Annotated in this window: 21 protein-coding genes and 1 tRNA gene; 8 read left to right on the top strand and 14 right to left on the bottom strand. The window is 66.2% G+C overall.

Annotation, left to right across the window (positions count from 1 at the left end):
* Window positions 1–40 precede the first annotated feature (40 nt).
* From rpmG to VKZ87_RS16115, 11 genes are all read right to left on the bottom strand, one after another.
* A complete protein-coding gene (gene rpmG, locus VKZ87_RS16165; protein WP_324222296.1) occupies window positions 41–208 on the bottom strand; it encodes a 50S ribosomal protein L33 in 168 nt (55 codons plus the stop codon).
* Between the two features lie 70 nt (window positions 209–278).
* Window positions 279–902, bottom strand: coding sequence for an NUDIX hydrolase (locus VKZ87_RS16160; RefSeq protein ID WP_324222295.1), 624 nt, complete (start codon window positions 900–902; stop codon window positions 279–281).
* On the bottom strand, window positions 899–1591 hold the full coding sequence (locus tag VKZ87_RS16155; RefSeq protein ID WP_324222294.1) for an NUDIX hydrolase: 693 nt from the start codon (window positions 1589–1591) through the stop codon (window positions 899–901). The genes VKZ87_RS16160 and VKZ87_RS16155 overlap by 4 nt, the downstream gene beginning before the upstream one ends.
* 3 nt (window positions 1592–1594) lie before the next feature.
* Window positions 1595–1978, bottom strand: coding sequence for a DUF983 domain-containing protein (locus VKZ87_RS16150; protein ID WP_324222293.1), 384 nt, complete (start codon window positions 1976–1978; stop codon window positions 1595–1597).
* Between the two features lies 1 nt (window position 1979).
* Window positions 1980–2966 (bottom strand): magnesium transporter CorA family protein, encoded by a 987-nt coding sequence (locus tag VKZ87_RS16145; protein ID WP_324222292.1) that lies wholly within the window; start codon window positions 2964–2966, stop codon window positions 1980–1982.
* Window positions 2967–3083: 117 nt separating this feature from the next.
* Entirely contained in the window at window positions 3084–4067 is a 984-nt protein-coding gene (locus tag VKZ87_RS16140) for a glycerophosphodiester phosphodiesterase (protein WP_324222291.1), read from the bottom strand.
* Entirely contained in the window at window positions 4064–6334 is a 2271-nt protein-coding gene (rnr, locus tag VKZ87_RS16135; protein WP_324222290.1) for a ribonuclease R, read from the bottom strand. Before rnr ends, VKZ87_RS16140 begins: the two co-directional genes overlap by 4 nt.
* Before the next feature lie 2 nt (window positions 6335–6336).
* Entirely contained in the window at window positions 6337–9057 is a 2721-nt protein-coding gene (gene topA, locus VKZ87_RS16130; RefSeq protein ID WP_324222289.1) for a type I DNA topoisomerase, read from the bottom strand.
* 150 nt (window positions 9058–9207) lie between these two features.
* Entirely contained in the window at window positions 9208–9699 is a 492-nt protein-coding gene (locus VKZ87_RS16125) for a PAS domain-containing protein (RefSeq protein WP_324222288.1), read from the bottom strand.
* A gap of 130 nt (window positions 9700–9829) precedes the next feature.
* The gene (locus VKZ87_RS16120; protein WP_324222287.1) at window positions 9830–10309 is read right to left on the bottom strand and encodes an OsmC family protein; all 480 of its coding nucleotides are present in this window, start codon (window positions 10307–10309) and stop codon (window positions 9830–9832) included.
* A gap of 10 nt (window positions 10310–10319) precedes the next feature.
* Window positions 10320–11129, bottom strand: a complete 810-nt coding sequence (locus VKZ87_RS16115; protein WP_324222286.1) for a crotonase/enoyl-CoA hydratase family protein — start codon at window positions 11127–11129, stop codon at window positions 10320–10322.
* A 135-nt stretch (window positions 11130–11264) separates the two neighbouring features.
* On the opposite strand from VKZ87_RS16115, the gene gcvA reads away from it, so the two are divergent.
* Window positions 11265–12185, top strand: coding sequence for a transcriptional regulator GcvA (gcvA, locus tag VKZ87_RS16110; RefSeq protein ID WP_324222285.1), 921 nt, complete (start codon window positions 11265–11267; stop codon window positions 12183–12185).
* Window positions 12182–12961, top strand: a complete 780-nt coding sequence (locus tag VKZ87_RS16105; protein WP_324222284.1) for an SDR family oxidoreductase — start codon at window positions 12182–12184, stop codon at window positions 12959–12961. The genes gcvA and VKZ87_RS16105 overlap by 4 nt, the downstream gene beginning before the upstream one ends.
* Before the next feature lie 61 nt (window positions 12962–13022).
* On the opposite strand, the gene VKZ87_RS16100 is transcribed toward VKZ87_RS16105, so the two are convergent.
* From VKZ87_RS16100 to VKZ87_RS16090, 3 genes are all read right to left on the bottom strand, one after another.
* Complete coding sequence (locus VKZ87_RS16100) at window positions 13023–13502, bottom strand: YchJ family protein (RefSeq protein WP_324222283.1); 480 nt, start codon at window positions 13500–13502, stop codon at window positions 13023–13025.
* 15 nt (window positions 13503–13517) lie between these two features.
* Window positions 13518–14162, bottom strand: a complete 645-nt coding sequence (locus VKZ87_RS16095; protein ID WP_324222282.1) for a muconolactone Delta-isomerase family protein — start codon at window positions 14160–14162, stop codon at window positions 13518–13520.
* A 145-nt stretch (window positions 14163–14307) separates the two neighbouring features.
* Entirely contained in the window at window positions 14308–16125 is a 1818-nt protein-coding gene (locus VKZ87_RS16090) for a class I poly(R)-hydroxyalkanoic acid synthase (RefSeq protein WP_324222281.1), read from the bottom strand.
* A 182-nt stretch (window positions 16126–16307) separates the two neighbouring features.
* On the opposite strand from VKZ87_RS16090, the gene VKZ87_RS16085 reads away from it, so the two are divergent.
* The 6 genes from VKZ87_RS16085 (at window position 16308) to VKZ87_RS16060 (ending at window position 23117) form a co-directional block, all read left to right on the top strand.
* Window positions 16308–17399 (top strand): OmpA family protein, encoded by a 1092-nt coding sequence (locus VKZ87_RS16085; RefSeq protein ID WP_324222280.1) that lies wholly within the window; start codon window positions 16308–16310, stop codon window positions 17397–17399.
* 99 nt (window positions 17400–17498) lie between these two features.
* Window positions 17499–18719 (top strand): LL-diaminopimelate aminotransferase, encoded by a 1221-nt coding sequence (locus VKZ87_RS16080; protein ID WP_324222279.1) that lies wholly within the window; start codon window positions 17499–17501, stop codon window positions 18717–18719.
* A complete protein-coding gene (locus VKZ87_RS16075) occupies window positions 18712–20031 on the top strand; it encodes a homoserine dehydrogenase (protein ID WP_324222278.1) in 1320 nt (439 codons plus the stop codon). The genes VKZ87_RS16080 and VKZ87_RS16075 overlap by 8 nt, the downstream gene beginning before the upstream one ends.
* A 75-nt stretch (window positions 20032–20106) precedes the next feature.
* Window positions 20107–21063 carry a class II fructose-bisphosphatase gene (gene glpX / locus VKZ87_RS16070; RefSeq protein WP_324222320.1) on the top strand — a complete coding sequence of 319 codons (957 nt, stop codon included), beginning with the start codon at window positions 20107–20109 and terminating at the stop codon, window positions 21061–21063.
* Window positions 21064–21073: 10 nt separating this feature from the next.
* Window positions 21074–22882: a single-stranded-DNA-specific exonuclease RecJ gene (recJ, locus tag VKZ87_RS16065; protein WP_324222277.1), complete on the top strand. Its 1809-nt coding sequence runs from the start codon at window positions 21074–21076 to the stop codon at window positions 22880–22882.
* 159 nt (window positions 22883–23041) lie between these two features.
* Window positions 23042–23117, top strand: a tRNA-Glu gene (locus tag VKZ87_RS16060).
* Window positions 23118–23241: the final 124 nt, after the last annotated feature.

The raw sequence follows: 23241 nt of genomic DNA, 5'->3' as shown, positions 1-23241 counted from the left end.
TTCATCGAAGGCGAAGACGGCGCGGGGCGCCAATCAGGCCTTACTTGATCTTGGCTTCCTTGAATTCGACATGCTTGCGCGCGACCGGATCGTACTTCTTCAGCGACAGCTTCTCGGTCTTGGTGCGCGGGTTCTTCTTGGTGACGTAGTAGTAGCCGGTGTCGGCAGTGCTCACCAGCTTGATCTTCAGGGTGGTCGGCTTGGCCATAACTCACATCCACGGGTTCGGTCGGCAACGGATTGGCGGCGCAGCATAGGGATTCGCACCGGGATGTCAACTAAGCCGGGTTTTCCCAGCGGATCATGGGTTTACCGCGGCGATAGCGCCAGAAGGCGAGCCGCTTCGGCGTCAGGTCCGGTCCGAGCTGCGCGATCTGGCCCAGCACGAATTCCGTGATGTCCGCCAGTGGCAGGCGCAGGGCCTGTTCCACGGGCCGGAAGGCGAGGTCCAGCAGTTCACCCGAGCCGCGCAGTTCCACCTCCCGGCCGGTCAGATCCTGCAGGAAGAAGCGGGCGTCGAAGCGGATCGGGCTCTCGGCCGGGGTGATCGCCCGGCAGAAATAGCGCAGGCCCGAAAGGTCCGGCCGCAGCCGGCCGTTTTCCACCGGGCCGAGAGCAATCCCGGTTTCCTCCCAGGTTTCGCGGACGGCTGCGACCGCGAGAGCCTGAAGATCATGCTCATCTATTGGATCAACTGAAAAAATATTGTTATTTAATGTTAATGGCTTAAGAGTAATCTCTGATCTATCAGTCGCATCGACCCGGCCGCCCGGGAAGGCATACATATCCGGCAGGAATCGGTGCCTGCCGGCGCGGCGGCCCAGCAGAACCTCCGGCCCGTCGGCGGCGCGGCGGACGAGAATGAGGCTGGCGGCGTGCTTGGGGGTGACCGGGCGGGTCATTCCCAGTCCAACTGGCGCTTGCCGTGGCGTGAATGGTGGAAGGGGACCTGCCGGGCCGGATCGGCCGCGGCCGCCGGCTCCAGCCAGGCTTCCAGATTGGCCAGCACATACTGGGTGATGTTGGGCAGGAGCAGGTCCCGGGTTTCCTCTGGGGTCATCCAGCTCAGCTTGTCCAGTTCCGCCGAGGGGCGCAACACTCCCTGGGCTGCCTCGGCCGGGGCGGCAAAGAAACGGGCATCGAAGCGGCGCGGCCGGCCCGGCGGGGTGATTGCCCGGCAGAGATAGAGCAGCGTCGAGGGCGCCGGGGCGAATCCGGAGCCGAAGAAGGCCTGCCAGCTCGGCGAGGGGCAAGCGAGGGGCGGTCCGGCTTCGGCCAGACGCAGTCCCGTTTCCTCGAAGGTCTCGCGGATGGCTGCCAGGGCCAGAGCGACCGCCTTGCGCGGCCCGGTGCCGCGAGACCGGGCGAGCCGGTGGGCGCTGACCGGGTTCAGCGGCGCGGCGGGGCGGATGCGGTAATCGGCGGCGTCAAGCCGACCGCCCGGGAAGACATAGCGGTTCGGCATGAAGGCGCTGGCCCCGTGGCGCTCGCCCATCAGTACTTCCAGCCGGCTGCCACTGCGGCGCCAGAGGATCAGCGTTGCGGCATCTCGGACGGGCTGGGGCGGAGACTTTGGCTGGTCGTCGGCCATCGCTCAGTGCGGTTCGCTGCCGAAGCCATGCATGCGCCGCGACCATTGCAGCCCGATCAGCGCGCCCTTGATATGCGGCAGCAGCCAGAGGCAGAGCAGCAATGTAAGCGGCAGCCAGAGCGCCATATGGACCCATTCCGCGGGATGGAAATGCTGTTCCAGCATCAGCATCAGCGGCACGATGATATGGCCGACGATCAGAATGGTGAAATAGGGCGGGGCGTCATCGGCGCGATGGCCGGAGAGTTCGAGCCCGCAGCTCGCGCAGTGCGGTTCCACCTTCAGGTAGCGCCCGTAGATGCGGCCCTCGCCGCAGCGCGGGCAGCGGCGGCGCAGGCCGCGCAGCATAGCGGTGTCGGTGGGGCGCTCTGCCAGATCGTCGATCATGTTACAGCCAGCCCTTCCGCTTGAACCACCAGTAGGGCAGCACGGCCGAACCGATCATAAGCAGGATGGCCAGCGGATAGCCGAAGGACCAGCTGAGTTCCGGCATGACCTCGAAATTCATGCCGTAGATGCTGGCGATCAGCGTCGGCGGCAGGAAAACGGTCGCCGCGACCGAGAAGATCTTGATGATCTTGGTCTGCTGGATGTTGATCAGGCCGAGCGTGGCATCGAGCAGGAAGTTGCCCTTGTGCGCCAGGAAGGCGGCCTGTTCGCTCAGCGACTGCACGTCGCGCGACAGGGTCTTGAGCCAGATCCGCGCCTCCTTGGTGCCGCGCTGCTCGGCCATGGTCAGGTTGAGGAAGGCCGTCAGACGCGTCAGCGACACGAGGCTGTCGCGAATGCGGGACGTCAGGTCCTCGACACGGCCCAGTTTGCGGACGGCGTCTTCCAGATCGGTTTCATCAGCGGATTCGTAATCTTCCCTGCGGCCATAACCGAAGATGGCGCGCGACACGCCGTCGAGATCCTTGCCGGCGACCTCCAGCACGTCCGCGGCGCGGTCGATGATCGAATCGAGGATGCCGCACAGGGCGGCGTCGGCCGTGGCGCACAGGCTGGGCTGACGCTGGGCGCGGGCGACGAACTGCCGGAACGAGAGCGGGTCGGCGAATCGCAGGGTGACGACCGCGCGCGGCGTGCGCATGAAGGTGACGGCCGTGGTCTGCGGCACCGGCGTCTCGGCGTGATAGAGGATGTTCGCCGTCATGTAGCTGGCATCGCCCTCGCGGTAGAGACGGCTGGAGATCTCGATCTCCTGCATCTCTTCGCGGGTCGGCATCTCGATCTCGAGCAGGCGCTCGATGGCCTTCTCTTCCTCTGGAGTCGGCTCGAGCAGATCCACCCAGACGGTTCCCTCCGGCAGGACGGAGTCCGGTGTCAGTTCGATGCGGTGCAGCTGGCCGCCTTGCGGAAGATAGGCAGTGATCATGCTGGCCGTCCCTGGGGTTTCGGCGCCGGTCGCAGCGGGGCGGCGCGGCGCCGTTTTAACCCCGGAAACCGGGGGATGGAAGCCCTATCCGGGCCTGCTCCGAGTCGCCGACCCCTGTCAGGGCTCCACCGGAGCGGGTGGCGGCAGAGGAAGGCCGCGCGCCTGCATCACCGCCCGCAGCCGGTCGGGATAATCGGTGGTGATGCCGTCGACGCCGAAATCGATCATCTTTTCCATGGTCGGCTTGTCGTTGACGGTCCAGACATTGACCTTCAGGCCCAGATCGTGGGCTTCCTTCACCAGCTCCGGGGTGACGTTGCGCCAGAAGGGGACCCAGACCTTGCCGCCGGCCGCCTTCACCATCTGTGGGACCGAGGCATAGGCGTCGACATCGTGGCCATTGAGCCAGGGACTGGCGCCGGGCTGGCCGCGCTGCATGTTCTCGTTGGGCGAACTGGCCTCGAAGGTGATCAGGCCGGTGGCGATATCGGGTGCCAGTTTCGAGACCGCCGCGGTCGTCGCCCAGTTGAAGGAAATCACTGTGCTGCGGCCGGCGATTTCGGCATCCCGGATCGCCCTGACCGTCGCTTCGGCATACTGCTCCGCGGTCGCCGACAGTTCCGGCATGCGCGGATCGAGCTTGATCTCAATGTTGAAGCGCATCCGGTCACCGGCTCCGGATTTACGCACCAGCGCCATGAACTCGTCGAAGGTCGGCATGCGCGTCCCGTCGACCGGTTTCTGCTCGGGATAGGTCTGCCCGTATTTGGATTTCGGATTCAGCCGGCCGACATCGTAGCGGCGCGTCTCGTCCAGGGTCATCTGCAGGATCACCGGGCCGGGATCGCTGACCCAGTTCCCGTCGGGACCGCGGGCGATATAGGATTTCAGTACCGGATCATGGGCGATGATGAGGTGACCGTCCTTCGTCATCTGCAGGTCGATCTCGAGATTGTCGACGCCGTGGGTCAGCGCGATGGCGAAAGCCGGCAGGGTATTCTCCGGCGCCAGGCCGCGGGCGCCACGATGGCCCTGGATCTCGATGGCGGATGCCGTGCCGGCGGCGAGGACAAGAGAGGCGGCGACTACGAGGCGTTTCACTGTTTTCTCTTTCTGCTGCGGTGCTTGGCCCAACTCGGACGGTTGGTCGGCTTTTTGGGCACGACGCGACCCTTGTGGCCAAGTGCTCTGCGTGGCGCGGCATCCGCGCTGCCGACGATCTCGAACCGCATGCCACCCGTGACGGGTGTTGCTTCCTCCAGCCGCACCGTCACGCCGTCGCCGAGACGGTAGCGCCTGCGCGTGCGCCGGCCGACCAGGGCACGATGCGCTTCGTCATGGGCGTAGAAATCGTCCGACAGCGTGGAGATCGGCACGAATCCATCGGCGCCGGTTTCGTCCAGCTCGACGAACAGGCCGAACCGTGTCACGCCGGTGATGCGGCCGCTGAAGGTGGCCCCGACATGCTCCATCATGAAGGCAGCGACGAAGCGGTCCATGGCGTCGCGCTCCGCCTGCATCGAGCGGCGCTCGGTCAGCGAGATATGTTCGGCGATCTGCTCGAACTGCTCGACATCCTCCTGCGGCAGGCCGTCATCACCCAGCCTGCATCCGCTGATCAGTGCGCGATGCACCAGCACATCGGCATAGCGACGGATCGGCGAGGTGAAATGGGCGTAGCGCGGGAGGTTCAGCCCGAAATGTCCCTGGTTGTCGGGTGAGTAATAGGCCTGCATCTGGGTGCGCAGGACGACTTCGTTCACCAGCCGCTCATGCTCGCTGCCGCGCACGGCCTCCAGCACGGCGTTGAAATGCATCGGCCGCAGACCCTGGCCCTTCGCCAGCCGGTAATCCAGTGTGGCGAGAAATTTCCGCAAGCTGTCGATCTTCTCGTCGGAAGGCTGTTCGTGCACGCGGTACATGCAGGGTTGTCGCCGCTTCTCCAGTTCTTCCGCCGCCGCAACATTGGCCGCGATCATGAAATCCTCGATCACCTGATGGCTGTGCAGATGCTCGCGCGGCTTGATGGCGGCGATATGACCGTCCTTGCCCATGATCACGCGGCGTTCGGTGGCGGTCACGGCCAGGGGCTGGCGGGCGGTGCGGGCCGCATCGAGGGCGGCGTGGCAGGCATAGAGCGGCTTCAGTACCGGCTCGAGAAACTTTTCCGCCGTCCTGTCCGGCATGCCGTCGATGGCGGCCTGAACCTGGCGGTAATTCAGGCCGGCCGCGCAGCGCATCAGGCCGCGGACGAATTTGTGCCGCCTCTTGTTGCCGTCCCTGTCGAACCACAGATGCACGGCGAGGCAGGCGCGGTCCTTGCCTTCCACCAGCGAGCAGAGGTCCGCTGACAGCGCCTCGGGCAGCATGGGTACGACCCGGTCGGGGAAATAGGTCGAGTTGCCGCGCAGGCGCGCATCATGGTCGAGCGCGCTGTTTGGCCGCACGTAATGGGCGACATCGGCGATGGCCACGATGGCATGCCAGCCGCCCTTGTTGTTCGGGTCGTCGTCCGGCTCGGCGAAGACGGCGTCGTCGTGATCCCGGGCATCTTCCGGATCGATGGTGACCAGCGGAATCCCGCGCAGGTCCTCACGTGAGCCGAGGCTGACGGGTTTGGCGTTCTCCGCCTCGCGGATGGCCGCTTCGGTGAAACGCGTCGGAATGCCGAACGTATGGATCGGGATCAGGCTCAGCGCCTTCGGGTCTGTGGCGTTGCCGATGACTTCCGTAATCCTTGCCGGACGGAGGCCGAAGCGGCGGCCGGGCAGGGGCTGCGCCACCACGAACTGCCCGGGCTCGGCGCCGCCGAGATGCTCCGGCGAGATCACGTATTCATGGCGGACCTTCTTGTCGGTCGGCAGCAGGCGCGCTTCGCCATCCCCGGTCACCGACAGCAGTCCGAGCACCGGCTGTTCGTCCTGCTCCAGCTTCTTGATGATGCGGCCGCGATAGCGGTTGCGCCCGGCGCGTTCCAGCCGTGCCAGCACGCGATCGCCAACGCCGACCTCGCTCGTCTCGCGCCGGCTCTTCCGCCTGCCCTCGAAGAGGATGCGCGGCGACTCGCCGCTGCCTTTCCATTCCACGGGGCGACCGACCAGGTCGCCATGGCGGTCCAGTTTCACAAGGTCGACCAGAGTCACCTCGGGCAGCTGGTCTTTCGGCGTGACCTTGCGGCCATGGGTCTGACTGATGTCGCCGGCTGCCTTGAGTTCCCGCAACAGGCCCTTCAGCGCCACGCGATGCTCGGCGCCGACGTTGAAGGCGCGCGCGATTTCCCGCTTGCCGACCTTGCCCGGGTTTTCGGCAATGTAATTCAGGATGTCCTGTCTGGACGGAAGCGCGGCCGGCTGCTTCTTCTTCGCCACGGTTACGCCGCGGCGGCTTTCTTGGCCGCGGCCTTCTTCTTCGGGGCGGCTTTTTTCTTTGCCTTGGCCTTTGGCTTTGCCTTGGGCTGTTCGTCCGTTGCCTCGGCCTTCTTCCTGGCCGCCTTCGGCGCCGCAGCCTTCTTCGCAACCTTCCGGCCTTTGCCTTTGCCCGATCCGGCCCGCGCGGCAATGGCGTTGATCGCCTGCTCCAGGGTCACGTCGTCCAGCTCGATACCGCGCGGCAGGGGCGCGTTGGTGCCGTTATGCTTCAGGTAGGGACCGTAGCGGCCCTCGATGACGTTGATCGGCTCGCCGTCATCGGGGTGTTTGCCGACTTCGCGCAGCACCTTCAGCTCGGCGCGCTGGCGCGGGCCTTTGCGGCGGCTGTCCGCCTCGGCGATCTTCTCGACGGCATGGTTGATGCCGATCTCGATCGCCTCCATGGGATCTTTCAGTTTCGTGTAGGCGCCGTCATGCAGCAGGTAGGGGCCGAAACGGCCGAGGCCGGCGACGATCTCCTTGCCCGTATCCGGATGCAGGCCGACGACGCGCGGCAGCGACAGCAGCTTCAGCGCCAGCTCAAGCGTGACATCCTCGACCGTGACGCCGCGCGGCAGCGAGGCGCGACGCGGCTTCTCCTTGCCCTCGGGCTCGCCGAGCTGGACGTAGGGGCCGAAGGGACCCTGGCGCAGCGTGACCATCTGTCCGGTGGCGGGATCCGTACCGATCTCCTGCGGACCGGAAATGGCGATATCGCCATGGCCGCCACCGGCACTCAGGGGGCGAGTATAGCTGCAGTCGGGATAATCCGAGCAGCCGATGAAGGCGCCGGTGCGGCCGGCCTTGATCGCCAGCTGGCCCTTGTTGCAGGCCGGGCAGAGGCGGGCGGGCTTGCCGTCCTCGCGCGGCGGGAAGAAGTGGTTCTCGAGCAGCGCGTTGATGGCGTCCAGCACCTCGCCGCGGCGGCCCATCTTCTCGTCGATGCGGGCAACGGCGTCCTTCACCGACAGCAGGTCGGAGGAGCCGAGGCTGAAGTCCTGCCAGAAATCCTGCAGCACCTGCTTCCAGTCGAGCTTGTGCTCGGCGATTTCGTCGAGCTTCTCTTCCAGCGCGGCCGTGAAGCCGTAGGCGAAATACTGTTCGAAGAAGCAGACCAGGAAGGCATAGGCGAGCCAGCCGGCGTCTTCCGGCTGGAACCGCTTGTTCTCCAGCTTCACGTAGTTGCGCGCCTTCAGCACCTCGAGGATGGCGGCATAGGTGGACGGCCGGCCGATGCCGAGCTCTTCCAGCTTGCGCACCAGGCTTGCTTCCGAATAGCGCGGCGGCGGCTCCGTGAAATGCTGCTCCGGCGTGATCCTGTCCTTGTTCAGCGGATCGCCGACCTTCAGCTTCGGCAGGCGGTTGTCGCTCTCCTCGTCGCCGGTCTTGTCGTCGATGCCTTCCTCGTAAAGCTTGAGGAAGCCGGGCGAGAGGACGACCGTGCCGGTGGCGCGGAAGGTACCGGTACCGGCCGGATCGGCGATGTCGATGGTGGTGCGCTCCAGCTCGGCCGATTCCATCTGGCTGGCCAGCGCGCGGGTCCAGATCAACTCGTAGAGCTTGAGCTGCGCGTCGTCGAGGTAGCGGGCGACCGCCTTCGGGCGGCGGCGGAAATCGGTCGGGCGGATCGCCTCGTGGGCTTCCTGGGCGTTCTTCTGCTTCGTCTTGTAGACGCGCCAGCTTTCCGGCAGCGCCTCGCGGCCGAAATCCTCGGCGATCACGTCGCGGGCGGCGCGGATGGCCTCGTTCGCCATGCTGACGCCGTCGGTACGCATGTAGCTGATCAGGCCTGTGGTCTCGCCGCCGATATTGACGCCTTCATAAAGGCGCTGGGCGATCTGCATGGTCATCTGCGCCGAGAAGCCGAGCTTGCGGGCGGCTTCCTGCTGCAGGGTCGAAGTGGTGAAGGGCGGCGCGGGGTGACGCTTGGCCGGCTTGATCTGGACGTCAGTGACGGCGTAACGCAGGTCCTGCAGCTTCGCCACGGCGGCCCTCGCGGCGGCCTCGTCGGCGATGTCGAACTTGTCGAGCTTGCGCCCGCCCAGTTCGGCCAGCCGGGCGACGACCTTCTGGCCGGCGCTGTTCAGGAACTCGGCGCCGATGGTCCAGTATTCGCGCGGCCTGAACGCCTCAATTTCGGTTTCGCGCTCGCAGATCAGCCGCAGGGCCACCGACTGCACGCGCCCGGCCGACTTGGCCGAGGGCAGCTTGCGCCAGAGCACGGGGGAGAGGGTGAAGCCGACCAGGTAGTCCAGGGCGCGGCGCGCCTGCTGGGCATTCACCAGATCCATGTCGATGTCGCGCGGCTGCGCCATGGCGTCCAGCACGGCCGACTTGGTGATTTCGTTGAACACCACGCGCTTGACCGTCTTGCCCTTGATGGCCTTGCGGTTGTTCAGGGCCTCGAGCACATGCCAGGAGATGGCCTCACCCTCGCGGTCGGGGTCGGTTGCCAGAATTAAGGTGTCGGCGTCCTTGAGGGCCCCGGCGATGGCCCGGACCGATTCCGAACCGCGCCCGGACATCTCGTAGTGCATCCGGAAGTCCTTGTCGGGCTCCACCGAACCGTCCTTGGCCGGCAGGTCGCGCACATGGCCGAAGGAGGCCAGCACCTTGTGGCCCGGACCGAGATATTTCTCGATGGTCTTGGCCTTCGCCGGGCTTTCGACGACAACAACTTTCATACGGGGCGGTTTTCCAACAAAAATTGCGAAAAAATCCAGCGGCGACGCTGCCGACGCGGCGGGGCGAACATGGGCGTTTCATGCCCCCTTGTCAAATCCGGGGGGAATGATCTCACCTAAAAGTGGCTGATTTCCGGGGAAAATCCCGTCTCAGGAAAGCCGGTCTTCCGGCGCCGGCTCCAGCGGGAAGGCTGCGACCAGAAGCATGCGGACCTCGTCGCCGCCGGCGGTCAGGGGCAAGGACAGCCGCTCCCAGCTGCGCTCCACCTGCCAGGAGGAGCGGCGGTCGCGTGAGGTGTAATCGAAGGTTGCCGTATAGCGCCGCGACATCGGCATGCGGCTGTGGATCACCGCGTCGTATTCAGTCCGCAGCAGCTCGGCCTGCTGCGGCGGCAGTTCGGAGACCCGCTTGCCCGTCATGTCGACCTTGAACTGGTTGACGAAGGTCGAGCCGTAGAGCCGGTAGACATAGTCGCCGTCGTCGCGGCGCTCGACCAGCATCAGGTTGCCCAGCCAGGGTTTCATTTCGATCGGGTCGATGTCGGCCCGGTCGGGCATGGACCGGCCCTGCCGCTTGGACGCCCAGTAGGCATAGAGCGCCTGCAGCGTCTCCAGCGTCAGTTGTGGCGTTCCTTCCAGCATCCGGCCCATTTGCGCGCGATCACTCCCGACGATTAATCCGGATGCGTCTCAACATCCGGTGTGTTTCGCCACACATTAACGCAAAATAAAGGAATTGTCAGCGCCGGGTATTGAACAAAGCTGTGACTGCTTACGACGCCGCGGAATAGCTGACCAGAGCTTCATGCCGGACGGGGAAATTCACCGAATTGGCGATGAAGCACTTGGCATGGGCCTCGGCATGCAGCCGTTCCGCCAGCGCCAGGTCGCCGCCCGCTGCAATGATCACCCGGGGCCGCAGCGTGACGCTCTCGAAATGCCCGCCGCCATCGGCCGTCTCGACCATCACGCCCTGCGCATGGTCGCGGTAATCTTCCACCACGATCTTATTGGTGGCGCACAGATGCAGGTACCACAGCATGTGACAGGCCGAGAGCGAGGCGACCAGCATGTCTTCCGGGTTGTAGCGCGCCGGATCGCCGCGGAAGGCCGGATCGGAGGAGCCGGGAATCTCCGGCTTCGATCCGGCGCGGATGACATGGTCTCGCGAATAGGCCTTGTAACCGGAGGTTCCGGAGCCCTGGTTGCCGGTCCAGATCACCTCGGCTTCGTAGGAATGGGTCCTGGTCATCGCGGTCCTCTCAGCGGCCGACGAAGCAGGCAGGCCGATGCTCGATGAAGGCGGTGATGCCTTCGCGGATATCCTCGGTCGGTACTGTACGGGCAAACTGGCCTGCTTCAACTGCGAGCCCTTCATCGATGCTCAGATTGATGCCGCGGGTCACGCTGGCGAGGCAGGCGGTGACAGCAACTGCTGGCTTGCGGGCGATCGTCGATGCGAGCTGCCGGGCTGCGGACATCAGCTGGTCGCGGGGCACGACCTGGTTGATCAGCCCGATCTGCTGCGCCTCTGCCGCCGAAATGCTCTCGCCGGTGAGGATCATATGCAGCGCGCGCTTGCGGCCGACCAGTCTCGGCAGACGCTGTGTGCCGCCGAAGGGCGGCGGAAAGCCCAGGTTGATCTCCGGCTTGGCGAAGCGCGCCGTCTCGGCGGCGACGGCAAGAGGGCAAGCCTCGACGACCTCGCAGCCGCCGCCGAAAGCCAGTCCGTTCACGGCCGCGATGACGGGCTTCGGGAAGGCTTCGATGCGCTTGGTCAGGCCCTGGCCGCGGCAGACGAAATCGCGCAGCGCAACATCCACGCCGGCGCGAACGGACGCCGCAAAGCCCTTGATGTCGGCGCCGGCGCTGAAGGCGCGGTCGCCGGCGCCGGTCAGGATCACCGAGCGGATATCCGCCTCGGCCTCGATCAGGTCGAGATACTGCATCAGCGCGTCGATAGTGGGATAGTCCAGAGCATTGAGCTGGTGCGGCCGGTTCAGGGTGATGGTGGCAATCCCGTCCTCGACCTGCAGGAGCGGGCGTTCGTTCCGGTTGTCCGTATCAAGCATGCTGTCCTCCGTGTCGGGTGTGCGGACAGGCTGTCTCCGGGGGCGGTAACTGCGCAAACGACTAATTCTCACCGGGCGGTGAATTCGTTTCACCCGGATGTGGAGCGGCCGGAATTTCTGCTAGCTTCTGCCTCCATGCGCTACCGTCTGCCGCCCCTCAACTCCCTCCGCCTCTTCGAAGCCGCCGCACGCCTGCTGAGTTTCAAGGCCGCGGCGAATGAACTCCTGCTGACGCCCAGCGCGGTGAGCCATGGCATCCAGTCGCTCGAGGACTGGCTCGGCACGACGCTGTTCGAGCGGACCTCGCGCGGCCTGGTCCTCACACCCACGGGGCAGGCGTATTTCCCCGTGGTGCGCGATGCGCTGGCCGCACTGGCATCGGCGAGCGAGCGGGCATCCGCGCGCCGCGGGAACCGCAGGCTCGCGATCTCGACCGCACCGACATTCGCCGCACGCTGGCTGCTGCCACGGCTGCCGCGTTTCCGCGAGCGCCATCCGGATATCGACGTCATGATCGATACCGCGCAGGAGAGGATCGATCTGTCCGGCACGGCGGCCGATCTCGCCATCCGGATGGGCCGTGGCGACTGGGACGGCCTGACGGCCGACCGGCTGTTTCCGGAAGAACTCGTGCCTGTCTGCGCCCCGGCGCTCGCAGCCCGGCTGCGCAAGGCAGGCACGATCGATGATGTCATGCTGATCCATGTTACCACGGTCAGCGAAGACTGGGCCTACTGGGCGCAGGCCGCCGGCCGCGCAATTCCGGCAGCCGCGCGCGGCCTGCGTTTCGACACCATCCAGATGGCTTTTGATGCGGCCTGCCAGGGGCTTGGCGTCGCCATCGGCCGCCGGCCGCTGGTCAATCCCGATATCGAGGCTGGACGGCTGGAAGAGATCTGGCCGCCGGCGGTGACCAGCACTGTTGGCTACTGGCTGGTCTGCGCGCCGGCGAGAGCGGATGAATCCGCCATAGCCGCCTTCCGCCAATGGATGGCGGAGGAGGCCGCTGCTCCGGCACAATGCCCGCGGACGACATGCAGGGGGAGGAAGCGATGACCGGCAAAACGGCACTGATCACAGGAGCGGCCCGCGGGATCGGGCTCGCGGCGGCGCGGAAGTTTCTTGCCGAAGGCTGGCGCGTGGCGATGCTCGACGTCCTGAGCGACACGCTGCTGGAAGCCGTGAGGGAACTGGACAGGCCGGATGCCACGCTGGCGCTGGAGGCTGATGTTTCCGATCCGGCTGCCGTGCAGGCAGCGGTTCAGAAGGCCCATGCCCGTTTCGGCCGCATCCATGCGCTGGTCAACAATGCCGGCATTGCCATCTTCAAGCCCATTCTTGAGGTGAGCCTGGAAGAATGGCAGCGCGTCATGGCGGTGAACCTGACGGGGCCCTTCCTCATGGTGCAGGCCGTGGCGCCACTGATGCGCGACCAGGGTGGCGGCGCCATTGTCAACATCACCTCGATCTCCGGCCTGCGGGCCTCCACGCTTCGCGTTGCCTATGGCACCAGCAAGGCGGGGCTGGCGCATCTGACCAAGCAGCAGGCGGCCGAACTGGGCGATTATGGCATCCGGGTCAACGCTGTGGCGCCGGGGCCTGTCGATACTGCGATGGCGAAGGCGGTTCATACGCCCGAGATCCGTGCCGACTATCACGACCATATCCCGCTCAACCGCTACGGGCTGGAAAGCGAGCTCGCCAACGCGATCTTCTTCCTGTGCGGCGAGCAGGCCGACTACATCACCGGACAGGTGCTCTGCGTCGATGGCGGGTTCGACTCAACCGGCATCGGGTTGCCGACCCTGCGTGGGCAGCGGCGGAACAGCTGAGCGGATATTGTAAATGGCCATTCCGGAGACGGGGTGCCGAGGCAAGCTCGGCATGACGGTTTCACGCCCGTCCGCAGCATTGCTTGAACTTCTTCCCTGAGCCGCAGGAGCAGGGATCGTTGCGGCCGGGTTTCTTCACCGGCTGCACGCGCGTCTCGCCATCGACATAGACCCAGCGGCCATCCGCTTCGTCGCGGCGGAAGCGCGAACGCTCATGCAGGGCGCCGATCCGGCCCTGCGAACGGAAGCGGGCGATGAATTCCACAATGCCGGTGCTGTCCTCCGCGCCGCCATCCCTGGTGTCGACAATCTCCAGACCCAGCCATTGCGTGTCGCGCATGCCGGCGCTGACCTCGGCCGCATCGAAGCCGGCGCGATGTTCAGCTGCAAGCGTGTGCGCCAGATGCGCTGCGTCGCCGCGCGCATAGGCCGTGTAGCGCGAGCGCATCAGTGCCAGTGCGGTGGGGGCGGGCTGGCCGGCCAGGATCGGGCCGCAGCAATCCCCGAAGGACAGACCGGACTGGCAGGAGCAGGATGTCACAACGCGGGAGGCAACTTACGCTGCCGGTTTCTCGTGATGCTCGGCCGGCCGCGCGAATTGCGGGAAGTTCGGATGCATCACCAGCGGCGTGACGGTCACATCGGTGAAGGTGGGATAGAGTGGCATGGCGCGGATCTGGTTGCCGACCGCTTCCGCGTTAGGCAGGTTCCACAGCACGAAGGTGCCGAGCGCATTGGCGCGGCGCCAGATACCGACCAGCTGGCGTTTCTCGATCATCTCCTCCGAGACGCGCCATTCGGCCTTCACCCAGTCGTTCATTTTGTCGCCGGCGCGCAGATATTCGATCCGCACATCCAGCAGGAACAGGTTGCTGTCGGGCTTCGGCTTCGAATCCGGCTTTTCGTGGAAAGTCGCGCCGCGGGCGAATTGCGGGAAATTCGGATGCGCGATCAGCGGCGTCGCCTCGATCCGGGTGAAATAGGGATAGAGCGGCATGGCGCGCAGCTGGCTCGCCAGCGCTTCGTGGTTCGGCATGTCGAGGATGAACATCGTCCCCATGCTGTTGGCCTTGCGCCAGATGCCGACGAACTGGCCCTGGGCGAGCAGGCGCTCTTCCTCATCCCACTCCGCGCGGACCAGTTGCTGCGCCTTGTCGCCCAGCGTCGTGAAATTGAACGTGACGTCGATCAGGAAGAGCATTTTCTCATTCCCTAATTTGTCGTGCCCGGGCTTGGCCCGGGCATCCACGTTTTTTAATCATACCTGAATGGCCAATGCGAACCCAAGACGTGGATGGCCGGGACAAGCCCGGCCATGACGCTTGGGGGGGCTGGATTGGCGCGGATCACTCCACGACCCGCTTCTTCACGTAGGAGCCGGGTGCATCCTCGATCGGTTTCAGCTTGCCGTCGCCGGGCTTGCGCGCCGGAACCTTGGGGCCCGATTTCTCCGACAGCCACTTGTCCCAGTCGTTCCACCACGAGCCGGGATATTCCTTTGCGCCTTTGATCCAGTCCTCCACGTCGGGCGGATTGGTCTTCGTCTCGTTGAGCCAGTGCTGGTATTTCTTCGCGTTCGGGTGATTGATCACGCCGGCGATATGGCCGGATCCCGCCATGACGAAGCGCACCGGTCCGCCGAACAGTTGCGTCGCCTTGTAGACCGACCTGTACGGCGCGATATGGTCCTCGCGGCTGGCCTGCAGGTAGACCGGGATCTTGATCTTGCCCAGGTCCAGCTTGACGCCTCCGAGCTCCAGCGCGCCCGGCTTCGACAGCAGGTTCTTCTGGTACATATTGCGCAGGTAGAAGCCGTGCATCTTCGCCGGCATGCGCGTGCAGTCGGAATTCCAGTAGAGCAGGTCGAAGGGGAAGGGCTCCTTGCCCAGCAGGTAGTTGTTGACGACGAACGACCAGATCAGGTCGTTGGCGCGCAGCATGTTGAAGGTGGTCGCCATCTCGCCACCGTCGAGATAGCCCTTCTCCTCCATCAGGCTGTCGAGATATTTCAGCGTGTCTTCGTCGGTGAAGACGGTGAGCTCGCCGGCCTCGGAGAAATCCACCTGCGCCGCGAAGAAGGTCACGGCCTTGATGCGGTTGTCCTTCTGCGCCGCCATGCGGGCCAGCGTCGCCGCCATCAGGGTGCCGCCGATGCAGTAGCCGATCGCCGTGACCTCGTCCTCGCCGGTCGCCTGCTTCACCGCATCGAGGCCGTCGTAGATGCCTTCCTGCATGTAGTCTTCGAAGGTCTTGTCGGCCAGCGTCTCGTCGGGTTGGTTCCATGACACGACGAAGACCGTGTAGCCTTTCTCGGTCATCCATTTGATGAACGAGTTCTCCGGCTTCAGGTCGAGGATGTAGTATTTGTTGATCCAGGGCGGCACGATGTAGAGCGGCCGCTTGTAGACTTCCTTCGTCGCCGGCTCGTACTGGATCAGCTGCATCAGGTCGTTCTGGTAGATGACCTTGCCCGGCGTCACGGCGATGTTGCCGCCGACCGTAAAGGCCTTGTCGTCCACCATCCGGATATTCAGCTTGCCCTTTCCGCGCTCGAGGTCCTCCAGCAGGTTCTGCAGGCCCTTCACGAGGTTTTCGCCCTTGCTCTCCACAGTGGCGCGCAGCACTTCGGGATTGGTCAGCAGGAAGTTGGACGGCGAGAGCGCGTCGATGAACTGGCGGGTATAGAAGTCGACCTTTTTCGCCACCTTCGGATCGACCCCCTCGACATCCTGCACGGTGTTCTGCATCCAGCGGGCCGTCAGCAGATAGGACTGTTTCAGGAAGTCGAAGATCGCGTTTTCCTGCCAGGCGGGATCCTTGAAGCGCTTGTCGCCCTTCTCGGGCTGCACCAGCGGCTGGGTCTCGCGGCCGAGAAAGCGGTCTGCCGTATTGGCCCAGAGCCGGGCGTAGTCCTGCCACAGCTTCACCTGCGCCTCGGCCAGCTTTTCCGGCTCCGACAGCAACTTGCTCATATGGGCCATGAAGGCGCCGCTCAGGTTCAGCGGATCGAAGAGCGCCTGTCCGGGAGCCGTGCCCTGGCGCTTGGCGAATTCGGCGAGCAGTTTCTGGCTCTGTTCGGCGATCGCCGCCCAGTTCTTTGCCCAGGCCTCCGCGTCGCCCGGGGAGGGGCTCTTGGGGGTGCCACTGTCCGGTTGCTTCGCCATCCGACAGTCCTTATTCTCGGGGCCCGTTTCCTTGTGGTCCGAATCCGGTTACTGGCCGGATTTTCTTGCCGCAAAATGAGGTTACGGGATAGGGAATCGCCCTGCAAGGCCGATGGATTCGGGCCGGTTCCGGGGCGGTATTGCGGGTTCCAAGGGGCAGAGAGTTCAGGGGGAAGTTGGTTATGGCAGACAACAGCGCGGCGCGCGCCGGCGGCGCAGGGCGGGTCCATAGGGGCGCCCGGACGACCGCCTTGGCATTGCTGCTGGTTTCCGGCCTGAGCCTGGGCGCCTGTTCCTCGGTCAATCCGCTGAACTGGTTCGACGACGACGAGCCGCTGCCGCCGCCGACGCCGGCGGGCAGCGCCAATACGCCGGCCGCGACCAGCGACCGTTTCCCCAATCTGGGCCGTGTCCCGCCGCGCCCGGTCGAGATCACCAGCGAGGGTGAGCGCCGTAAGGCATTGGATAATCTGGCGGCCGACCGCGAGAACGCCCGCCACACCGACCAGGAACTGCGTGCCCGTCCGGCCGACAGCAACACGCCGCCGCCGGCACCGCGTCCGCCGGTGACCCCGATGCCGGGGCCGTCCGCCGATCCGGGACCGCAGCCGGCGCAAACCCGGCAGCAGCTGACCCCGGCGCCCGCCGCGCCGCAGCCGGTCCAGATGGCGCAGCAATCGGCCAACGGCCAGCCGACGGGTGCCCAGCAGCCCGTGACCCTGCAGCCTCCGGCGCCGACCGCGCCGGCCCAGAACCGGGCGCCGGCCGCCTCGGCCGGTGTCGTGGACACCTATTCGCAGTCGTTGGCGCAATCCTCGGCCAGGACGCTGCCGCCCAACCTCGCGCAGGTCACCATGCAGCCGAGCAGCGCGGCCACAGCTCCCGGTGGCATGGCAGCCGCGGGCCTGCCCGGCGAGCGCACCCTGCTGGCCGTCGTGCGCTTCGGCAACGGCGAAACCAGCCTCGGCAGCGACGACCGCAACCTGATCCGGCGGGTGGCTGAGTATTACAAGGGCGTCGGGAAGGGCAGCATTGCCGTCCTGGGCTTTGCCTCCAGCCGCACCTCCGACATGGAGCCCAGCGCGCATCGCCAGCTGAATTACAGCCTGTCGCAGAAGCGGGCCGAAGCCGTGGCCGCCGAACTGCGCCGCCGCGGCGTGGCCGCCGACCGGATCCGGACCGAGGCGCGGGCCGACGCGGCTCCGGTCTACTACGAGGCCATGCCCCGAGCCGAGGATTATAACCGCCGGGTTGAGATCTACCTCGTAAACTGACGGGATTTCGGCTAGAGAACGGCGGGGGCGCGGGGCTGAAAAGCCGCCGCGCCTTCGCGTAACTGAAGCATAGTTGTTGCCGTACTGGACCAGAGGCTCATGGATACCGAGTTCTACCGCATCAAGCGACTGCCGCCCTACGTGTTCGAGGAAGTGAACCGTATGAAGGCCGCCGCTCGAGCTCGCGGCGAGGACATCATCGATTTCGGCATGGGCAACCCGGACAATCCGACCCCGCCGCATATCGTCGCCAAGCTGGTGGAAGCGGCGCAGAACCCGCGGGCGCACCGCTATTCCTCCAGTCGCGGCGTGCCCGGCCTGCGCAAGGCACTGGCCAATTACTACGGCCGACGCTTCGGCGTGGAGCTCGATCCCGAGCGGGAGGCGATCGTCACCCTGGGCTCCAAGGAAGGTCTGGCCAATCTGGCCATGGCGATCTCGGCGCCGGGCGACACCGTGCTGGTGCCGAACCCGAGCTATCCGATGCATGCCTTCGGCTTCATCATCGCCGGCGCCAATGTGCGGTCGGTGCAGATCGGGCCGGGCATCGACTTCTTCGCCGGGCTGGAGCGCGCTTACCAGCACAGCATCCCGAAGCCGATCGCCCTGATCGTCAGCTTTCCGGCCAATCCCACCGCGATGACGGTCGACCTCGATTTCTACGAGGCGATCGTCGACTACGCGAAGAAGCGCGACATGTGGGTGATCTCCGACCTTGCCTATTCGGAGATCTATTTCGATGGCAATCCGCCGCCCTCGATCCTGCAGGTGAAGGGTGCGAAGGATGTCGCCATCGAATTCACCTCGCTGTCGAAGACCTACAACATGCCGGGCTGGCGCATCGGCTTCGGCGCCGGCAACCCGACCCTGGTCAGCGCGCTGGCGCGGATGAAGTCGTATCTCGATTACGGCGCCTTCACCCCGATCCAGGTGGCGGCGACTGCGGCGCTGAACGGTCCGCAGGACTGCGTCGCCGAGATCCGCGCCATGTACAAGTCGCGCCGCGACGTGCTGGTGAAGGGACTGCAGGCGGCCGGCTGGAACATCCCGATGCCGAATGCCTCGATGTTCTGCTGGGCGCCGATCCCGGAGCGCTACGCGCATCTGGGCTCGGTGGAATTCGCCAAGCTGCTGCTGCGCGAGGCCGAGGTAGCCGTCGCGCCGGGCATCGGCTTCGGCGAGCACGGCGACAATTTCGTGCGCCTCGCTTTCGTCGAGAACGAGCACCGCACCCGCCAGGCGGTGAAGAACATCAAGCGGCTGCTCTCGTCGCCCTCCAACCTGCCCGCAGAGGGCGTGAAGGCTGCGGCGAATGGTTAAGGCCGTCGTGAATTCGCCCGCGCCGCTGAAAGTCGGCATCGCGGGCCTGGGCGTGGTCGGCGCGGGCGTCGTGCGCCTGCTGGATCAGCATGCCGGTACGCTGGCCGCGCGGGCCGGCCGGCCGATCAAGGTGGTGGCGGTCTCGGCGCGCGACCGGCGCAAGAAGCGCGACATGCCGAAGGGCAGCTGGCGCTGGTACGGCGATGCGGCCGATCTCGCCGGTGATCCGGATGTCGATGTCGTCGTCGAACTGATCGGCGGCGCCGACGGCAAGGCGCGCGCGCTGGTCGAGGCCGCGCTCAGGGCCGGCAAGGGCGTGGTCACGGCTAACAAGGCGATGCTGGCCGTGCATGGTGCGAAGATCGCAGCCCTGGCCGAAGCCCATGACGCGCCGCTCGCTTTCGAGGCGGCGGTCGCCGGCGGCATCCCGATCGTGAAGGCGCTGCGCGAGGGCCTGATCGGCAACCGCATCGACCAGATCACCGGCATCCTCAACGGCACCTGCAACTATATCCTCACCGAAATGCGCAACACCGGGCGCGATTTCGGCGAGGTGCTGAAGGAAGCGCAGCAGCTCGGTTATGCCGAGGCCGATCCCAGCTTCGACATCGACGGCGTCGATGCCGCACACAAGCTGGCGGTGCTGACCTCGCTCGCCTTCAACACCAGGGTCGATTTCAGGGCCGTGCATGTCGAGGGCATCCGCCATGTCTCGGCGGTCGACATCGCCTTTGCCCGCGAATTCGGCTACCGCATCAAGCTGCTGGCGATTGCACGCCGCACGCCGCGCGGGATCGAGCAGCGCGTACATCCCTGCATGGTGCCGGCCGATACGCCGATCGCCCATGTCGATGGCGTGTTCAATGCGGTTTCCGCCGTCGGCGATTACGTCGGCCGCGTGATGTTCGAAGGCCGCGGCGCCGGCAGCAATCCCACCGCCTCGGCCGTGGTTGCCGATCTCGCCGATCTGGCGGCCGGCCGCCGTGCGCCGGCCTTCGGCGTGCCTGCCGTGAAGCTGCAGCCGCTCAAGGCGGCCGCCATGGCCGACTATATCGGCCGCTACTACATCCGGCTGATCGTGCGCGACCAGCCCGGCGTGCTGGCCGATGTCTCGGCTGTGCTGCGCGACCATAAGATCTCGATCGAAAGCCTGGTGCAGCGCGGCCGCTCGGAAGCCGAGAACCAGCCTGTCGCCGTCGTCTTCATCACCCATGAAGCGCGCGAGGCGGACATGGCGCGGGCGCTCAAGCGCATCGCGAAGCTGCGCCCCGTGCTGCAGCCGCCGGCGCCGATCCGGATTGAGACGCCCTGAGCGGAGCGGAAGATGGCGGCACGGAAAGCGGCAGCGAAGAGCAGGGAAGCGGCACAGACTCCGGCAGCGGCAACCATGGCGGTCGAGCGCAACCTGACGCTCGAGGCCGTGCGCGTGACCGAGGCTGCGGCGATTGCGGCGGCCCGTCTGGTCGGTCTGGGTGACGAGATGGCGGCCGATCAGGCCGCGGTCGACGCCATGCGCAACGCGCTCAATACGCTCAACATCGACGGCACTATCGTGATCGGCGAGGGCGAGCGCGACGAGGCGCCGATGCTCTATATCGGCGAGAAGGTCGGCACCGGGAAGGGTCCGCGGATCGACATTGCGCTGGATCCGCTGGAAGGCACCTCGATCACCGCCAAGGGCGGCAGCAACGCGCTCTGCGTCATCGCCTTCGCCAATTCCGGCTGCTTCCTTAACGCGCCCGACATCTACATGGAGAAGATCGCGGTCGGCGGCGGCCTGCCCGAAGGCGTGGTCGATCTCGACTACACGCCGGCGGAGAATCTCAGCCGTCTGGCCGAGGCCAAGGGCGTGAAGGTCGCCGACCTGACCGTCTGCATCCTTGACCGGCCGCGCCATGCCGAACTGATCAGCCAGGTGCGCGCCACGGGCGCCCGCATCACCCTGATCGCCGACGGCGACGTTGCCGGCATCATCGAAACCACCGATCCCGCCACCGGCATCGATATCTACATGGGCTCGGGCGGCGCGCCGGAAGGCGTGCTGGCCGCGGCGGCCCTGCGCTGCATCGGCGGCCAGATGCAGGGGCGGCTGCTGTTCCGCAACGAGGACGAGCGCAGCCGCGCGCGCCGGCTTGGCATCGAGAAGCTCGACCGGAAATACGCTCTGGCCGATCTCGCCTCTGGCGATGTCGTCTTTGCCGCCACCGGCGTCACCGACGGTTCGATGCTGGCGGGTGTGAAGCGCCTGCCGGGCGGCGGCGTGAAGGTCAGTTCCATCGTGATGCGGTCGCAGACCGGCACCATCCGCCGCATCGAGGCGGTGGTCCGCCCGCCTGCGGTCTGAGGGCGCCGCGATGGGCGCCATCGATCCCGCACCGGCTTTCCTGAACGTCACGCGCTCCGTGCTGGGTCGCCGCTGGCGCCTGCGCAGCCTCGACGATCGCATGGCGCTGGCGCTCGCGCAGCAGGCCGGGCTGCCCGAAATCCTCGGCCGCGTGCTGGCCGGTCGCGGCATCACCATCGAGGAGCTGGAGGATCACCTCAATCCCTCGCTGCGTCGCCTGCTGCCCGATCCATCGCGCTTTCGCGACATGGATGCTGCCGCCGAACGCCTGGCCGATGCCATCATCCGCGGCGAGAAGGTCGCAGTCTTCGGCGACTACGATGTGGACGGCGCTACCTCCAGCGCGCTGCTGACGCGTTTCTTCGCCGCCATCGGGCAGACGTTACGCGTCTACATTCCCGATCGCCTGAAGGAGGGCTACGGCCCCAATGCGCCGGCGCTCCGCAGACTCGCGGCCGAAGGCGTGAAGGTCGTCATCACGGTCGATTGCGGCACGCTCGCCTTCGCGCCGCTGGAAGATGCCGCCGCGCAGGGCATCGAGGTGATCGTGATCGATCACCATCTGGCCGAGCCGGAACTGCCCCGGGCCATCGCTGTCGTCAACCCGAACCGTCTCGACGAGATACCCGGCTTCGGCCAGCTGGCGGCCGTCGGCGTCGCTTTCCTGTTCGTCGTCGCGGTAAACCGCCGCCTGCGCGCGCAGGGTTTCTACAGCAGGGACACGCGGCCGGAGCCGGATCTGCTGCGCTGGCTCGATCTCGTGGCGCTCGGCACGGTCTGCGACGTGGTGCCGCTGTCGGGCCTCAACCGCGCGCTGGTGACCCAGGGCCTCAAGGTTCTGCGCGCGCGGCAGAATCCGGGACTGGCGGCGCTGGCCGATGTTGCCGGCATCGCCGAGCCGCCGACCGCCTATCATCTCGGCTTCCTGCTCGGCCCGCGCGTCAATGCGGGCGGGCGCGTCGGCCAGGCCGATCTCGGCGCGCGGCTGCTCTCCACCGATGATCCGCGCGAGGCGCAGGCCATCGCGCAGCAGCTCAACCAGTACAACCGCGAGCGGCAGGAGATCGAGGCCGCGGTGCTGGACGAGGCGATGAAGGAACTCGGTACGGTGCCCGATGATGCCGCGCTGGCTCTGGTCGCCCGGCAGGGCTGGCATCCCGGCGTGATCGGCATCGTGGCCGCCCGTATCCGCGAGGCGGCGGGGCGGCCCAGCTTCGTCATCGCGCTGGACGGGAACGGCATCGGCAAGGGCTCCGGCCGCTCGATCCCCGGCGTCGATCTCGGCGCGGCGGTGGTGGCTGCCGGACAGGCCGGCCTGCTGGTCAATGGCGGCGGCCATGCCATGGCTGCGGGGCTGACGGTGGAAGCAGCGAAACTGAACGATCTTAAGGCCTTCCTCAACGAGCGCCTGAAGCCGGCGGTGATCAAGGCCGGCGCCTCGGCCAGCCTGGGCTTCGACGGCGCGCTTGGCATCGGCGGCTGCAACACCGATCTCTGCGACCGCCTGGAGCAGCTCGGTCCCTATGGTTCGGGTAATCCCGAACCGCGTTTCGCGCTCACCGCTGCCCGCGTCATTCAGGCCGATGTGGTGGGCGAGAAGCATGTGCGCTGTCTCGTGGCGTCCGGCGACGGGCAGGGGCCGCGCCTGCGTGCCATGGCTTTTCGCAGCATCGAGGGCGAGCTCGGTCCGGCCCTGCTGCAGGCGCGCCAGACCGGTGCCGTGCTGCATCTCGGCGGCCATCTGCGCGCCGATCACTGGCGCGGCGAGAAGCGTGTGCAATTCGTGGTCGAGGACGCGGCGCAGCCCAGCGGCGGGTGATCGCTTCAGCCTCATGATGTCATGGTCGGGCCAAGCCCTGGCATGACTTTGAGTTAACAGGCGAATGTTGTGTTGAGCCGGCCTGCGGCGCTTGATTTGTTGGGGGGAAACCTATACACAGCCTCCGCCGCGCCGGCCCGCTGCCGACGCCGCCAGGCCGACCCCTTCGTCTAGAGGCCTAGGACACCACCCTTTCACGGTGGGAACACGGGTTCGAATCCCGTAGGGGTCGCCACTTCCGAACGGCTCTCCCGCACAGATCTGACGAGATCGCCCGTGACGAGATCATGGCCGACTCCATCGCCTGCGCGCACTGTCATGCGGGAAAACGCGTCAGGTCTGTCTCGACGCTTCGGTTT

It is taken from the genome of Ferrovibrio sp., from assembly GCF_035304305.1.
Classification (GTDB): domain Bacteria; phylum Pseudomonadota; class Alphaproteobacteria; order Ferrovibrionales; family Ferrovibrionaceae; genus Ferrovibrio.
This window is presented reverse-complemented; position numbering and strand designations above follow the sequence as displayed.

What these genes read in the sequence shown, in the direction of transcription:
- VKZ87_RS16125 (WP_324222288.1), bottom strand. Translation starts at nt 9,699, where the DNA reads ATGCTGGAAGGAACGCCACAACTGACGCTGGAGACGCTGCAGGCGCTC.
- VKZ87_RS16145 (WP_324222292.1), bottom strand. Translation starts at nt 2,966, where the DNA reads ATGATCACTGCCTATCTTCCGCAAGGCGGCCAGCTGCACCGCATCGAA.
- VKZ87_RS16085 (WP_324222280.1), top strand. Translation starts at nt 16,308, where the DNA reads ATGGCAGACAACAGCGCGGCGCGCGCCGGCGGCGCAGGGCGGGTCCAT.
- glpX (WP_324222320.1), top strand. Translation starts at nt 20,107, where the DNA reads ATGGCGGTCGAGCGCAACCTGACGCTCGAGGCCGTGCGCGTGACCGAG.
- VKZ87_RS16155 (WP_324222294.1), bottom strand. Translation starts at nt 1,591, where the DNA reads ATGGCCGACGACCAGCCAAAGTCTCCGCCCCAGCCCGTCCGAGATGCC.
- topA (WP_324222289.1), bottom strand. Translation starts at nt 9,057, where the DNA reads ATGAAAGTTGTTGTCGTCGAAAGCCCGGCGAAGGCCAAGACCATCGAG.
- VKZ87_RS16120 (WP_324222287.1), bottom strand. Translation starts at nt 10,309, where the DNA reads ATGACCAGGACCCATTCCTACGAAGCCGAGGTGATCTGGACCGGCAAC.
- rpmG (WP_324222296.1), bottom strand. Translation starts at nt 208, where the DNA reads ATGGCCAAGCCGACCACCCTGAAGATCAAGCTGGTGAGCACTGCCGAC.
- VKZ87_RS16095 (WP_324222282.1), bottom strand. Translation starts at nt 14,162, where the DNA reads ATGCTCTTCCTGATCGACGTCACGTTCAATTTCACGACGCTGGGCGAC.
- VKZ87_RS16150 (WP_324222293.1), bottom strand. Translation starts at nt 1,978, where the DNA reads ATGATCGACGATCTGGCAGAGCGCCCCACCGACACCGCTATGCTGCGC.
- gcvA (WP_324222285.1), top strand. Translation starts at nt 11,265, where the DNA reads ATGCGCTACCGTCTGCCGCCCCTCAACTCCCTCCGCCTCTTCGAAGCC.
- VKZ87_RS16160 (WP_324222295.1), bottom strand. Translation starts at nt 902, where the DNA reads ATGACCCGCCCGGTCACCCCCAAGCACGCCGCCAGCCTCATTCTCGTC.
- recJ (WP_324222277.1), top strand. Translation starts at nt 21,074, where the DNA reads ATGGGCGCCATCGATCCCGCACCGGCTTTCCTGAACGTCACGCGCTCC.
- VKZ87_RS16115 (WP_324222286.1), bottom strand. Translation starts at nt 11,129, where the DNA reads ATGCTTGATACGGACAACCGGAACGAACGCCCGCTCCTGCAGGTCGAG.
- VKZ87_RS16080 (WP_324222279.1), top strand. Translation starts at nt 17,499, where the DNA reads ATGGATACCGAGTTCTACCGCATCAAGCGACTGCCGCCCTACGTGTTC.
- VKZ87_RS16105 (WP_324222284.1), top strand. Translation starts at nt 12,182, where the DNA reads ATGACCGGCAAAACGGCACTGATCACAGGAGCGGCCCGCGGGATCGGG.
- VKZ87_RS16075 (WP_324222278.1), top strand. Translation starts at nt 18,712, where the DNA reads ATGGTTAAGGCCGTCGTGAATTCGCCCGCGCCGCTGAAAGTCGGCATC.
- VKZ87_RS16090 (WP_324222281.1), bottom strand. Translation starts at nt 16,125, where the DNA reads ATGGCGAAGCAACCGGACAGTGGCACCCCCAAGAGCCCCTCCCCGGGC.